Here is a 14,101-nt window from a genome sequence, read left to right on the forward strand (position 1 = left end):
GTGAATAATTCGCTTTGGCAGCAGTGCTCTGAACGCTTGCAATCTGACTTACCTCTGCAGCAGTTCAACACCTGGATTCGGCCAATTCAGGCGGAGCAGTCAGGCGACACATTAACGCTTTACGCGCCGAACATTTACTCGGTCGATTGGGTTCGCGATAAGTATCTAAAGTCCATTAATTCGATCCTTAATGAAGTCACCGATAATAAAGCGCCGAAGGTGATCATTAAGGTCGGTAATGTTAGCACGTCGTCGAATCAGCAAAGCAGTAACGCACGAACTCGAACACCGACCAAACGGTCAGGGCCGACGTTTGGCCGATCGTCACCGCAGGACATCGAGGAGTTCGAAAGCAACATTCACCCGGAGTACACCTTTGATAACTTTGTCGAAGGTAAATCCAACCAGTTAGCACGAGCAGCGGCAATTCAAGTCGCCGAGAACCCTGGTGGCGTCTATAACCCATTGTTTGTCTACGGTGGCACAGGCCTGGGTAAAACTCACCTGTTGCACGCCGTTGGTAATGGCATCATGGCTCACAAGCAGGGCGCAAAAGTTTTTTATATTCGTGCTGAGCGCTTTGTCCAGGATATGGTTAATTCGATCCGTAACAGCTCGACTAATGAGTTTAAACGCTATTACCGCTCGGTAGATGCATTGTTGATTGACGATATTCACTTCTTCGCGAATAAAAAGGGTTCTCAAGAAGAGTTCTTCCACACCTTTAACGCGTTGCTCGAAGGTAATCAGCAAATCATTATGACCAGTGATTTGTACCCAAAGGAAATCGATGGTGTTGAAGATCGTCTTAAGTCTCGTTTCGGCTGGGGTTTGACCATTGCTATTGAGCCACCAGAGCTTGAAACCCGTGTAGCAATTTTGATTCGAAAGGCAGAAGAACGTGGTTTACACATGCCACATGAAGTCGCCTTTTTTATTGCTAAGCGTTTGCGCTCAAATGTTCGCGAACTTGAAGGGGCGTTGAACCGGGTCGTAGCGAATGTATCCTTGACGGGACGGGCGATCACGATAGATTTTGTCCGAGAAGCCTTGCGCGATCTTATTGCAGCGCAGGAAAAGCTCGTTACTATTGATAATATTCAAAAAACCGTTGCCGAGTACTATAACATCAAACTTGCCGATATTTTGTCAAAACGCCGCAGTCGCTCAGTGGCTCGTCCAAGGCAGTTGGCTATGGCGTTAGCGAAAGAATTGACGAACCATAGTCTACCGGAAATTGGTGATGCATTTGGCGGTCGCGATCATACAACGGTGTTGCACGCGTGCCGGCAAATACAAAAGTTAAAAGAAGAACAACACGACATTAAAGAAGATTACAGAAACCTTATTCGCACATTGTCGTCTTAATGCGAGCAGGTCAAATCAGGGGAAAGAATCATGAAATTTACAGTTAGCCGGGATGCTTTTCTTAAACCGCTTCAAGTCGTCAGTGGAGCGGTTGAGCGTCGTCACACGTTGCCCATTCTTTCTAATTTGCTGTTGCAGGTTCAGGGCGGGCAATTGCGATTGACAGGAACTGATTTGGAAGTTGAATTGGTTTCGTCGGTAATGGTTGAGGCCTCCGGTGGTGACGGCGCGGTAACCGTGCCTGCTAAGAAACTGTTGGATATTGTTCGCAGCTTACCTGATGAGGCGCAAATCGAATTTTCCGCAGAAGAGGATAAGGCCTTTGTACGTTCCGGCCGCAGTAAGTTCAAGCTGAGCACGTTACCGGCTGATGATTTCCCCAATATCGACGATTGGACCAGCGATATTAATTTTGTAACCGATCAGGTTATTTTAAAGCGCTTAATGGAAAAAACGCATTTCTCCATGGCCAACCAGGACGTGCGCTACTATTTAAACGGCATGTTGTTCGAGACGGATAACGGAATGCTTCGTTCGGTGGCAACAGACGGCCACCGTCTGGCCATGAGCAGCTGCACCATTAATCAGCCGGGCCTTGCGCAAAAACAGGTGATAGTGCCTCGTAAAGGGGTTGTAGAATTGCTTCGGTTACTTGGCGACGAGGAGATTGAAGTCGCCGTTGCAATTGGCAATAACCATATTCGCATTGAGTCTGAATCTATCGTATTCACCAGTAAACTCGTTGATGGTCGTTTCCCCGACTATCGTCGCGTATTACCAAGCGGTGGCGATAAAGTCGTTATCGCCGACCGGGATTTACTCCGTCAGGCCTTCGGCCGTGCTTCGATTTTATCGAACGAGAAATTCCGGGGCGTTCGTTTAAATTTATCCAGTGGTGAACTGTGCATTACCGCTACAAACCCAGAACAAGAGCAGGCTGAAGAAGTGATTGAGGTCAACTATCAAGGTGAGGATCTCGAGATTGGCTTTAACGTCAGCTATCTGCTGGATGTACTTAATAATGTCGATGACACTGAAATCAGTTTCACCTTGGCAGACTCTAATAGCAGCGCGTTGATTGAGCCACAACACGACGATTCTTGTTGTTATGTGGTCATGCCAATGAGGTTGTAGGCGCTGATGCGTTTATGCGAATAACTCGGTTTATAGCGAATAATTTTAGGAATTTTTCGCATCTGGAAGTGAAGCCTGGCCCGGGAATCAATGTTGTTTTCGGCGAGAACGGGTCTGGCAAAACCAGCTTTTTGGAAGGTATCTACTTATTCGGGTTCGGGCGTAGTTTTCGGCCTGGCGGCTTCCGTCCCCTGATAAAATCCGGCGCTGATGAGTTTACCCTTTTTTGCGAAGGTCATGATGCCAGCGACGTTGATTCCCAACAACGGTTTGGTATGTCCCGTAACGTTAATGGCGAACACCAGCTTAGAATCAATGGCAGCAAAGAGGCTCGACTTGCCGATTTAGCCAAAAACGTACCGGTCCAGTTGTTTACCCCAGAATCGGTTGAAGTGATTGCGGGTGGGCCGAGTACCCGCCGGCAGTTAGTTGATTGGGGAGTGTTCCACGTGGAACATTCTTTTTTCGGACTCTGGTCAAACTATAATAAAGTGTTGCGACATCGCAATAAGTTACTTAAAACAAAAAGGCTGAACTACAGCCAGGCAGAAGATAAGTATTGGGTGCAGCAACTTTGTTTGTATGGGCAAGAGATTACGGAACAACGCCAAGGCTACGTTGAGCGGTTAGGTAAATATTTGAAGCCAATAGCACAAACATTCCTGCCAGATGTTACACTAGATGTTTCGTTAAAAGTCGGTTGGGATAGCAATAAAACGCTGTCAGACGCATTAAGTGGATCCATCAGTAACGATGTCAAATATGGACACACCAGTGTTGGGCCGCATAAAGCTGATTTGCAAATTATCGCGGATGGCGTTGCTGCCAAAGAACGTCTATCTCGAGGTCAGATAAAAGTCCTTGTAGCGAGTATGAAACTCGCTCAAGCTCGCTTGTTAAACGAAGCAACGGGATTAGCTTGCATTATAATTGTGGATGATTTGACGTCCGAGCTCGATAGAGATAATCAGCGAAAGTTTTGCGAGTTGCTCGAAGACAGTGACAACCAAGTATTTATAAGTTCAGTGAGTATTAACTCACTGTCCGATAATTTTAAAAAAGAACCCGCAATGTTCCACGTGGAACACGGAATTCTAAAACGTCATATTGAGAACTAACTATGGAAGAAAATAACTACGGTTCATCCAGTATTAAAGTCCTAAAAGGACTCGATGCCGTGCGTAAGCGCCCAGGCATGTATATTGGTGATACAGATGATGGCACAGGTCTTCATCATATGGTGTTTGAAGTAGTAGATAACTCCATCGATGAAGCTTTGGCAGGACACTGCTCAGAAATATTGGTAACCATCCATTCCGATGGGTCGGTTTCTGTAAAAGATGACGGCCGTGGTATTCCAGTTGATATTCACGAAGAAGAGGGCGTTTCCGCTGCGCAGGTTATTATGACCGTATTACACGCGGGCGGAAAGTTTGATGATAACTCATACAAAGTATCTGGCGGTCTTCACGGTGTTGGTGTTTCGGTGGTTAACGCGTTATCGGATAAGCTGACGTTAACTATCCGTCGTCAAGGACACATATACGAACAAACCTATCATTTGGGTGAGCCTCAAAGCGATATTCAAAAAGTAGGTGATACCAACCAAACCGGTACCGAGTTACGTTTTTGGCCAAGCCCGGATGTATTTACCGATACGTTGTTCCATTACGACATCCTTGCCAAACGGCTTCGTGAATTATCATTTTTGAACTCTGGCGTTGCCATTCGTCTGCGCGATGAACGTGACGATCGTGAAGACCATTTTAAATACGAAGGTGGCATCGCCGCTTTTGTAACTTACTTGAATAAAGCAAAAACGCCGATTCACCCAACGGCTTTCCACTTTAGTTCAGAGCGAGAAGACGGGATATCCGTCGAAGTTAGTATGCAATGGAATGACTCTTTCCAAGAGAATATTTATTGCTATACGAATAACATTCCACAGCGCGATGGTGGTACACACCTGGCCGGATTTCGTGCGGCACTGACCCGAACCCTGAACAACTACATGGAAAAGGAAGGCTACACGAAAAAAGCCAAAACCTCGGCAACGGGTGACGATGCACGTGAAGGTCTGACAGCGGTAATTTCGGTCAAAGTTCCGGACCCTAAATTCTCATCACAGACGAAAGAGAAATTGGTGTCTTCAGAAGTTAAAACCGCTGTAGAGCAAACCATGAATGAGCGGCTGTCTGACTACTTGTTAGAAAACCCGCAAGACGCCAAAACCATCGTTAATAAAATTATCGATGCAGCCCGTGCGCGTGAAGCAGCCCGAAAAGCTCGCGAAATGACGCGCCGTAAAGGAGCGCTGGACATTGCCGGCTTACCGGGAAAACTGGCCGACTGTCAGGAAAAAGATCCCGCGTTATCCGAACTTTATATTGTGGAGGGTGACTCGGCAGGCGGCTCTGCTAAGCAGGGGCGTAACCGAAAAAACCAGGCGATTCTGCCGCTGAAAGGTAAGATTCTAAACGTGGAAAAAGCGCGTTTTGATAAGATGCTTTCTTCACAAGAGGTCGGTACGCTGATCACCGCTATGGGTTGTGGTATCGGACGAGACGAATATAACCCGGATAAAACCCGGTATCACCGCATCATCATTATGACCGATGCTGACGTTGATGGCTCGCACATTCGTACGCTGCTATTGACCTTCTTCTATCGTCAGATGCCTGAAATTATCGAGCGCGGTTACATCTATATTGCCCAGCCGCCACTGTATAAAGTGAAGAAGGGTAAACAAGAAACCTATATCAAGGATGACCCTGCGCTGATTCGTTATTTGACCAGCCTCGCTTTGGATAATGCGTCGTTGCACGTTAATGCAGACGCACCAGGCATTACCGGTGAGCGTTTGGAACACTTGGTTAATGGTTACCAATTGGCTCAGGACACCATCAAACGATTAAGTCGCCGTATTCCTGAGAAGTTTTTACAACGCCTCTTTTACGCGCCACGGTTAACCGACCAACGTTTGAAAGACAAAGCCTATATGGATGAGTGGGTCAAGGCCCTTAACGAGGATCTAACGGCGCGTGAAGTTGATTCAGCAACTTATACCATTAGCTTAAAAGAAGATACTGAGCGCCAAATGTGGCTACCATCAACCAATATTCGTCAGCATGGTGTTGATACAGAATACCCACTGAGTTACGAGTTTCTGATGTCGAAAGACTATGAGCAGATCGTAACGGTTGGTGACGAAATTGATTCACTGGTTGAAGAGGGTGGTTACGTTGTTCGCGGCGATAAGAAGCAACCGATTTCGCATTTTGTTGACGCGGTAGAGTGGTTGATTGGTGAATCGAAACGTGGCCTTTATGTACAGCGTTACAAAGGTCTAGGAGAGATGAATCCTGAGCAACTGTGGGAAACCACCATGGACCCTGAGACTCGCCGTATGTTGCAGGTAACCATCGAAGATGCGATTGGAGCGGACCAGCTCTTCACGACACTGATGGGCGACGAGGTAGAGCCACGCCGTCAATTCATCGAGTCTAACGCACTGAAAGTTGCTAACCTGGACGTTTAACGCGTTGCGCTGAACTGAAAATTTGATGAACGAACATAAAAAAGCCTCGCTAATGCGAGGCTTTTTGTTTGCTCATAGGCTTTTATCGAGCGGTTACTGAAGTAACGAAATATCCGCAACCCGCAAAAACAGATTCCGTAATTGCATCAACAGGTTTAAGCGATTCGTTTTCACCTTCTCGTCGTCGGCGTTAACCATGACGTTATCAAAGAAAGCATCAATGTCGTCTCTTAAGTCAGCCATACGATAAAGCGCACCTTCATAATTACCGGTAGCGAGATCCGGTTCGCAACTCTTTTCGGTTTGAGCAATCTTGGCGGCTAAGGTTTGTTCCTGTGCTTCGCTGAGCAGGTCGTGGTTGATAACACCCGTAAGTTCTATCTCAGACTTGGCAAGAATGTTACCAACACGCTTATTAGCCGCTGCAAGGCTCTCTGCGGCGTCTAATTGCTTAAATGATGCGATGGCCTTGATGCGTGCATCAAAGTCAGCAGGGCGCGACGGAGCGCGTGCAATGACGGCCTGAATAACATCGACATCGATGCCTTGGTCTTGATACCAAGGACGGAAACGCCCCATTAGAAATTCAAACACATCGCTCACCACTGTCTTGTTGCTCAAGCGATCGGCAAAACCGTCTGCGGCGGTGGAAATGACATCTTGTAAGTCGAGATTCAGTCCTTTTTCCACCATGATGCGGATAAGGCCAAGTGCGGCGCGGCGCAACGCAAAGGGGTCACGGTCGCCCTTGGGGGTCTGGCCAATACCAAAAATACCGACCAGCGTATCCAGCTTGTCGGCAAGCGCAACGGCGCAGGCAACATCAGACACCGGTAAGTTATCACCAGAAAAACGTGGCCAGTAGTGTTGCTCGATGGCTTCTGCAACGGCTTCGCTTTCGCCGTCGTTCAGGGCATAGTGTTTACCCATTACCCCTTGCGTTTCTGGAAACTCGAGTACCATTTCACTGACCAGGTCAGCTTTGCATAACAGCCCGGCGCGCTTGGCGTCATCAACGGAGGCATTCAATTGTCCGGCAATCTGTCCTGCCAATGCGCTGATGCGGTCGGCTTTGTCTTGGATGCTACCCAGTTGTTTTTGGAATAACACCGAAGCGAGCTTGGGTAGGCGTGACTCAAGGCTTTGTTTCTTATCGGTTTCAAAGAAAAACTGCGCGTCAGCAAGTCGTGGGCGAACCACTTTTTCGTTACCCTGCACGATTTGCTGCGGATCTTTACTTTCAATGTTGGTAATAAAAATAAAGCGCGGCAACAGGCGTCCCTGGTCGTCTTCGACCGGGAAGTAGCGTTGGTCGTCTTTCATGGTAACAATCAACGGTTCTTTAGGGACGTCCAAAAACGCTTCGTCAAAGCTTGCCTGCAATGCAACAGGCCATTCAACCAATGCTGAGACTTCCTCAATCAGAGCCTCGTCTTCGACAACCTTGCCACCAAGCTCTGCCGCAATCCGGTTAACCTCACGACGAATGGTGTCCATGCGCTGTTGTTGGTCAACGTTTACGTAGTGTGCGTTGAGCTGCTCCTCGTAGTCATCGGCGTGGGCTAGTTCAAAGCCCTGCGGTGCGTGGAAGCGGTGCCCAAGAATATGACGTGCGCTACGAACCCCGAGTAATTCCGCATCAATTGACTGATCGCCGTAAACCAGCGTCAATGTATGTACCGGACGGATAAACTGTGCGTCGCTGTCTCCCCAACGCATTGGCTTAGGAATCGGTAATTGCTTTAACGCCGACTCGACGATCCCCGGTAGCAATTTACTTAAGGGTTCACCTTTAACATCTGCCTTATGCAGTAACCATTCACCTTTATCGGTCTTCAGGCGCTGTGCTTGTTCAACCGTAATGCCATTAGAGCGAGCCCAGCCTTCTGCGGCTTTGGTCGGTTTACCATCATCATCAAAAGCGACATCAACGGACGGCCCACGTTTTTCAACCACTTTGTCGGCTTGCTCGGCATCAAGTTGGCTGACCTTAACTGCCAGTCTGCGGGGCGTTGCCAGAGGTTGAATCGCGGTAAATTTAAGACCGCTACTTTCTAATCCTTGCTTGATACCCTCAGCAAAACTCTCGCTCAGCGACTTAAGTGCTTTAGGAGGAAGCTCTTCAGTGCCAAGTTCGATCAACAAATTATCTTTTCTCACTGTTTAAGCTCCTTCTGATTGAGACTGGCAAAGAGGGAAGCCAAGCGCTTCGCGCGACTGGTAATAAACCTCAGCACAAGCTTTCGCCATCGTCCGTACGCGGAGAATATAGCGCTGACGTTCGGTAACGGATATCGCATGACGGGCATCCAGCAGGTTAAAGGCGTGAGAGGCTCGCATCACTTGCTCGTAAGCGGGCAGTGCCAGCGCTTTATCAATCAGTAGCTGACATTCCTTTTCACAGTCTTCAAAACGCTGAAATAACACCTCGACATCGGCGTATTCAAAGTTGTAAGTGGATTGTTCCACTTCGTTTTGATGGAATACATCACGGTAGTAAATCTTACCGCGAGGCCCGTCCGTCCATACTAAATCGTAAATGCTGTCGACGCCCTGGATATACATTGCCAGACGCTCAAGACCATAGGTGATTTCACCAGAAACTGGCTTACATTCAATGCCGCCAACTTGCTGGAAGTAAGTGAATTGCGTCACTTCCATACCGTTGAGCCAAACTTCCCAGCCCAGTCCCCAGGCGCCCAGGGTTGGGGATTCCCAGTTATCTTCAACGAAGCGAATGTCGTGGGTCAGTGTGTCAAAACCGAGTAATTCAAGTGAGCCTAAATAAAGCTCCTGAATGTTTTTCGGTGACGGCTTCATGATGACCTGAAACTGATAGTAGTGTTGCAGGCGGTTGGGGTTTTCACCGTAGCGACCGTCAGTAGGGCGGCGGCAAGGTTGCACATAAGCAAAACTCGCAGGTTCAGGCCCTAACGAGCGCAAAAATGTCATCGGGTGAAAGGTTCCGGCGCCGACCTCCATATCCAGAGGCTGGACTACAGCACAGCCTTGCTGCGCCCAGTAGTCCTGCAACGCAAGGATTAATCCTTGAAAGGTTTTTACATCGTATTTAGACATAAATGTTCTCTTATACTGTGCGGGTAGTTGACCACTGACTAAAAAATATGCCTAGATTATACCCTTTGATGCGCCTAGGTTATAGGGGACCCAATGACAAAAGCTACGCAAAATCGTTGTCCATGGTGTGAGCAGGCAGACGATTATCGGCGCTACCACGATCAACAGTGGGGGCGGCCTGTCAGTGATCCTGTCGAATTGTTCGCTAAATTATGTCTTGATGGTCAGCAGGCGGGTTTAAGTTGGTTGACGATTTTACGCAAGCAACAAGGCTACGAACAGGCTTTCAAGGGCTTTGAGCCAGAGGCCATTGTTGCGATGAGCGATGATGAACGGAATGCGCTTTACAGTAACAAAGCCATTATTCGCAGTCGCGCAAAAATCGATGCAATTTTTGTCAATGCGCAAGCTTACCTCGCAATGCAGCAAAAAGGACTTAACTTCGCGCATTGGTTGTGGCAGTTTGTTGATCATCAGCCTCAAATTAATGCGTTTCGTACCTTACAAGAGGTTCCAACCGAGTCTGCGGCGTCACGTGCAATGGCAAAGGCGTTGAAACAACAGGGATTCAAGTTTGTTGGTCCGACAATTTGTTATGCTTTCATGCAAGCAGTCGGTATGATGAATGACCATCTGGTTGACTGCCATTGTTATCAGCCAGTGTGTGAAGAGATGACGCAATTTTCATTAACCAGTTAGTGGATAAACAATGATTGAAATAACATTGGCGGATTATTCAAATCCTGCCCATGCTCAAGCGGTAATTTCTATGTTGGATGCTTATGCCAAAGATCCGATGGGCGGAGGCGAAGGCATCAGTGATGAGGTTAAAGAAAATCTCATCAAAGAGATGGACAAGCGCGATCACGTGTTTTCGTTAATCGCCTTTGATGGTGATCAACCGGTTGGTGTCGCCAATTGTGTTGAGGGCTTTTCGACGTTCGCCGCAAAACCGCTGATGAACATTCACGATATCGCGGTTATTCCTGAATACCGCGGCGAGGGCGTAGCGCAAAAACTGCTTGAGGAAGTAAAAACTCTGGCTCAGTTTCGTGGCTGCGTAAAGTTGACGCTGGAAGTGCTCGATAAGAACGAACGCGCTAAAAACGCCTATAAGAAATTTGGTTTCAAACCCTATGAATTAGGTGATGTCGGTAAAGCAGAATTCTGGGAAATGTATTTGTAATCTCAGTCATTAAACGGCGTCGCGCCAATGGCGCGACCTATCCGTGGCTTTTTCTAACCCAATAACGGTAGGGCGTCTCGGTTGTTTCCTGGGCCACCAGTTGATGCTCCATAAACTCACAAAAGCCAGGAATATCCCGCGTTGTTGCTGGATCATCGGCTATTACGAGTAACACCTCGCCAACGGCCATTTTACGGATCGTGGCGCGCACCATCATCACCGGTTCAGGGCAGCGTAGTCCCAGCGTATCGAGTTCTTTATCTGCGTTCATGTGTTGCATTAAGTTAAGTTAAATCGACTCTTTTTGTGCGACGAAAACGAAAGGCTGTTTGCTGCCCGTTTCAACCTGAAGGTCAACGAGCGACAAACAGCCTCACTGTGCGTGGCTAACTGCGTTAAAAACGCAACTTACACGCGTTCGAAGACGGTAGCAATACCTTGACCAAGACCGATACACATGGTCGCCAGGCCAAGTTTGGCGTCTTTCTCTTCCATCAGGTTAATCAAGGTGGTGGAAATACGCGCGCCAGAGCAGCCCAATGGGTGACCCAGAGCGATAGCACCGCCGTTAAGGTTAACCTTTTCATCCATTTTGTCGAACAGTTTCAGGCCTTTAAGAACAGGCAGAGACTGCGCTGCAAAAGCTTCGTTGAGCTCAACCACATCGATGTCGTCAATGCTGACACCTGCGCGTTTCAACGCCTTCTCGGTTGCCGGCACAGGGCCGTATCCCATAATTGACGGATCGCAGCCAGCAACGGCCATAGAACGAATACGTACACGTGGTGTTAAGCCCAGCGCCTTGGCTTTATCGGCGGACATCACCAACATAGCGGCCGCGCCGTCAGAAAGCGCCGACGAGGTACCCGCAGTGACGGTACCGTTAGCTGGATCAAATACCGGCCGTAACTGTGCCAGACCTTCGGCTGTGGTTTCCGGGCGAATAACTTCATCGGTGGTCACTCGAACCAGTTCACCATCGGCGTTATGGCCGTTCATCGGCAGAATTTCCTTAGCAAAACGGCCTTCAACCGTGGCTTGGTGCGCTTTTTGATGCGAACGAGCGCCAAAAGCGTCCTGCTGTTCACGGGTAATGCCGAATTTGCGCGACAGTAATTCGGCGGTCATGCCCATGCTGCCGGCTGCCTTTGCAACGGATTTATTCATTCCCGGATGAAAATCGATGCCGTGAGTCATTGGAACATGACCCATGTGTTCAACCCCGCCCGCCATGAAAATGTCGCCGTCGCCGTGCATAATTGCCCGGGCTGCATCGTGCAGAGCCTGCATAGATGAACCACACAGACGGTTTACGGTGACACCGGCGACAGAATGCGGAATGCCGGCAATAAGTGCTGAGTTTCGGGCAATGTTAAAGCCTTGTTCAAGCGTCTGCTGCACACATCCCCAGTAGATGTCCTCCAGTTCGTTGACATCGACTTGTGGGTTGCGTTCAAGCAGCCCTTTCATCAGCGCGGCTGAGAGGTCTTCGGCACGGGTGTGGCGAAATACACCATTTTTAGAACGCCCCATTGGCGTACGAATGCAATCTACGATGACTACGTCTTTCATAATTTAACCTCCTCTCGCCTTACTTCGCACGGGTCGTGTCGAAATAAGATTTGCCGGCTTTGGCCATTTCTCGCATACCGTCAGTCACTTGGTAAATTTCGCCTAAGTGAGCGTATTGGTCTGCCAGCTTAATAAAGTTATCGATACCCATGGTTTCCAGGTAGCGGAAAGGTCCTCCGCGGAAAGGAGGGAAGCCTAAACCATAAAGTAGCGCGATGTCTGCTTCAGCAGCAGAGCCGACAATACCTTCTTCCAGACAGCGCACGACTTCGTTCACCATAGGGATCATGCAACGCGCAATAACGTCATCGGCTTCAAGTTTTTTGCCTTGTTCACAGCCAAGCAGTTCATAAGTTGCCGGATCGGCGTCTTTCGTTGGCTTGCCTTTCTTATCGGTACCGTAAACGTAAAAACCTTTACCATTTTTCTGACCGTAACGTTCAGCGGCAGCCAGTTTGGCAATGGCGCTCGAGGTGTCTCGCTTCATTCGGCTTGGGAAGCCTTCTTCCATCACCACCGTACAATGATCGGCGGTATCGATACCGACGACGTCACTGAGGTAGGCGGGGCCCATTGGCCAACCGAATTGTTTTTCCATGACTTTGTCGATACCGACAAAATCGACCCCTTCGTCAACCATGCCGGCGAAGCCTGCAAGGTATGGGAACAACACGCGATTGACTAAGAAACCTGGGCAGTCATTAACAACGATCGGCGTTTTACCCAGTTTTAGTGCGTAAGCAACGACCGCGGCGACCGTCTCATCAGACGTCTTTTCGCCACGAATGATCTCTACTAAGGGCATTTTGTGCACTGGGTTGAAAAAGTGCATGCCGCAGAATTGTTCTGGACGTTTTAGGTTTTTCGCCAGTTCGGTAATTGAGATGGTTGAGGTATTTGAGGTAAGAATGGCATCGTTGCCGATAACACCCTCGATCTCCGCCAATACCGACCCTTTAACTTTCGGGTTCTCAACAACGGCTTCGACGACAATATCAACGTCTTTGACGGCGTCGTTCAGCAAGGTTGGCGTGATCGACGACAATACCTTGATCATTTTTTCGTGGTTGACCTTGCCGCGTTCAACACCTTTTTTCAGGATCTTACCGGCTTCTTTCATGCCAAGATCCAACGCGTCCTGCTTGATGTCTTTCATCACTGCCGGAACGCCTTTTAGCGCTGACTGATAGGCAATACCGCCGCCCATGATGCCGGCACCCAGTACGCCCGCCGATTTGATCTCTTTGGTCGCTGATTTGGCGTACTTTTTAGACTTGCCTTTGACCGCCTGATCCGCCAGGAAGATACCAACCTGTGCACGGCATGCATCGGTTTGGGTTAAGTCGAAGAACGCATTGTTCTCCGCTTTAAGTGCGCCTTCGCGATGTTCGCGAGCACCGTTTTCGATGGCTTCAATGGCCTTATGAGGGGCAGGGTAATGCTTGCCTGCTTTCGCCGCGACCAGACCTTTTGCGGTAACCAGGGTCATGGTCAGCTCAGTGTCGTTAGCTTTTAGAGGTTCAAGCTTAGGTTGACGTTTAGCCTGCCAGTCCTGTTCGCCGGCTGCCGCCGCTTTGGTTAGGTTAAGTGCCGCTTCGGTCAGTTTTTCCGGAGCGACAACGGCGTCAATCGCGCCAACCTTCAAGGCATCCTCGGCGCTGTTGTTTTTGCCGGTTGTAATCCACTCTAACGCGTTGTCCGGGCCGATAATGCGCGGCAAACGCATGGTGCCGCCAAAGCCAGGGATAAGGCCCAGTTTAACTTCCGGTAAACCGATCGTTGCGGTGGTATCAGCGACACGGTAGTCACACGCTAGCAAGGCTTCACAGCCACCACCTAGCGCAAATCCTTTAACGGCACCCACTGTTGGTACCGGCAAGTCTTCTAATTGGTCAAATACACGGGAAGCTTTTGCAACCCAGCTACGAGTCTGTTCTTGATCCGAGAATAACGTTAAAAACTCGGTTATGTCAGCACCAACAATGAAGGTGGATTTGCTGCTGGTGACGATAACACCGCGTAGGTCGTCCGTATTTTTTAGTTTTGTCAGAGCTTCACTGAATTCTTCCAGTGTTGCTTGGTCGAATTTATTGACCGAGCCTTTCGCGTCGAATTGTAATTCGGCAAAACCGGGTTCAATAAAGTCGACCCGAATGCTTTCACCTTGGTAAATCATGTTGGGTCTCCCACGACATCCATAAATTTAGTGCTATAAAGAAACTGAT

The 14,101-nt window shown here is 48.8% G+C and carries 11 protein-coding genes; 6 read left to right on the forward strand and 5 right to left on the reverse strand.

Annotated elements, in window-relative coordinates:
- From dnaA to gyrB, 4 genes are read left to right on the forward strand one after another with little or no spacing between them, the layout of a single operon-like run.
- Positions 1-1,368 (forward strand): chromosomal replication initiator protein DnaA, encoded by a 1,368-nt coding sequence (dnaA, locus tag C5610_RS00005; protein WP_105305297.1) that lies wholly within the window; start codon positions 1-3, stop codon positions 1,366-1,368.
- A gap of 30 nt (positions 1,369-1,398) precedes the next feature.
- Positions 1,399-2,502: a DNA polymerase III subunit beta gene (dnaN, locus tag C5610_RS00010; RefSeq protein WP_105305298.1), complete on the forward strand. Its 1,104-nt coding sequence runs from the start codon at positions 1,399-1,401 to the stop codon at positions 2,500-2,502.
- Between the two features lie 14 nt (positions 2,503-2,516).
- Entirely contained in the window at positions 2,517-3,620 is a 1,104-nt protein-coding gene (gene recF, locus C5610_RS00015) for a DNA replication/repair protein RecF (RefSeq protein ID WP_105305299.1), read from the forward strand.
- Positions 3,621-3,622: 2 nt separating this feature from the next.
- Positions 3,623-6,040 (forward strand): DNA topoisomerase (ATP-hydrolyzing) subunit B, encoded by a 2,418-nt coding sequence (gyrB, locus tag C5610_RS00020; RefSeq protein WP_105305300.1) that lies wholly within the window; start codon positions 3,623-3,625, stop codon positions 6,038-6,040.
- 93 nt (positions 6,041-6,133) lie between these two features.
- Here the strand turns inward: gyrB and glyS are convergent, their stop codons facing one another.
- Together glyS and glyQ are read right to left on the reverse strand one after the other, a co-directional pair.
- Positions 6,134-8,200 (reverse strand): glycine--tRNA ligase subunit beta, encoded by a 2,067-nt coding sequence (gene glyS, locus C5610_RS00025; RefSeq protein ID WP_105305301.1) that lies wholly within the window; start codon positions 8,198-8,200, stop codon positions 6,134-6,136.
- A gap of 3 nt (positions 8,201-8,203) precedes the next feature.
- Positions 8,204-9,118: a glycine--tRNA ligase subunit alpha gene (glyQ, locus tag C5610_RS00030; protein WP_105305302.1), complete on the reverse strand. Its 915-nt coding sequence runs from the start codon at positions 9,116-9,118 to the stop codon at positions 8,204-8,206.
- Between the two features lie 93 nt (positions 9,119-9,211).
- On the opposite strand from glyQ, the gene C5610_RS00035 reads away from it, so the two are divergent.
- Positions 9,212-9,817, forward strand: coding sequence for a DNA-3-methyladenine glycosylase I (locus C5610_RS00035; RefSeq protein ID WP_105305303.1), 606 nt, complete (start codon positions 9,212-9,214; stop codon positions 9,815-9,817).
- Between the two features lie 10 nt (positions 9,818-9,827).
- On the forward strand, positions 9,828-10,304 hold the full coding sequence (locus C5610_RS00040) for a GNAT family N-acetyltransferase (RefSeq protein WP_105305304.1): 477 nt from the start codon (positions 9,828-9,830) through the stop codon (positions 10,302-10,304).
- Positions 10,305-10,341: 37 nt separating this feature from the next.
- Here C5610_RS00040 and tusA read toward each other — a convergent pair whose 3' ends face one another.
- The 3 genes from tusA to fadB form a co-directional block, all read right to left on the reverse strand.
- Positions 10,342-10,584 carry a sulfurtransferase TusA gene (gene tusA, locus C5610_RS00045; protein ID WP_105305305.1) on the reverse strand — a complete coding sequence of 81 codons (243 nt, stop codon included), beginning with the start codon at positions 10,582-10,584 and terminating at the stop codon, positions 10,342-10,344.
- A 128-nt stretch (positions 10,585-10,712) separates the two neighbouring features.
- Positions 10,713-11,876: an acetyl-CoA C-acyltransferase FadA gene (gene fadA, locus C5610_RS00050; RefSeq protein ID WP_105305306.1), complete on the reverse strand. Its 1,164-nt coding sequence runs from the start codon at positions 11,874-11,876 to the stop codon at positions 10,713-10,715.
- 19 nt (positions 11,877-11,895) lie between these two features.
- A complete protein-coding gene (gene fadB / locus C5610_RS00055; RefSeq protein WP_105305307.1) occupies positions 11,896-14,052 on the reverse strand; it encodes a fatty acid oxidation complex subunit alpha FadB in 2,157 nt (718 codons plus the stop codon).
- Positions 14,053-14,101 lie beyond the last annotated feature (49 nt).

The sequence above is a fragment of the Idiomarina sp. OT37-5b genome, assembly GCF_002968395.1.
Taxonomy (GTDB): Bacteria; Pseudomonadota; Gammaproteobacteria; order Enterobacterales; family Alteromonadaceae; genus Idiomarina; species Idiomarina aquatica.

What these genes read in the sequence shown, in the direction of transcription:
- fadA (WP_105305306.1), bottom strand. Translation starts at nt 11,876, where the DNA reads ATGAAAGACGTAGTCATCGTAGATTGCATTCGTACGCCAATGGGGCGT.
- recF (WP_105305299.1), top strand. Translation starts at nt 2,517, where the DNA reads ATGCGAATAACTCGGTTTATAGCGAATAATTTTAGGAATTTTTCGCAT.
- C5610_RS00040 (WP_105305304.1), top strand. Translation starts at nt 9,828, where the DNA reads ATGATTGAAATAACATTGGCGGATTATTCAAATCCTGCCCATGCTCAA.
- glyQ (WP_105305302.1), bottom strand. Translation starts at nt 9,118, where the DNA reads ATGTCTAAATACGATGTAAAAACCTTTCAAGGATTAATCCTTGCGTTG.
- C5610_RS00035 (WP_105305303.1), top strand. Translation starts at nt 9,212, where the DNA reads ATGACAAAAGCTACGCAAAATCGTTGTCCATGGTGTGAGCAGGCAGAC.
- fadB (WP_105305307.1), bottom strand. Translation starts at nt 14,052, where the DNA reads ATGATTTACCAAGGTGAAAGCATTCGGGTCGACTTTATTGAACCCGGT.
- tusA (WP_105305305.1), bottom strand. Translation starts at nt 10,584, where the DNA reads ATGCAACACATGAACGCAGATAAAGAACTCGATACGCTGGGACTACGC.
- gyrB (WP_105305300.1), top strand. Translation starts at nt 3,623, where the DNA reads ATGGAAGAAAATAACTACGGTTCATCCAGTATTAAAGTCCTAAAAGGA.
- dnaN (WP_105305298.1), top strand. Translation starts at nt 1,399, where the DNA reads ATGAAATTTACAGTTAGCCGGGATGCTTTTCTTAAACCGCTTCAAGTC.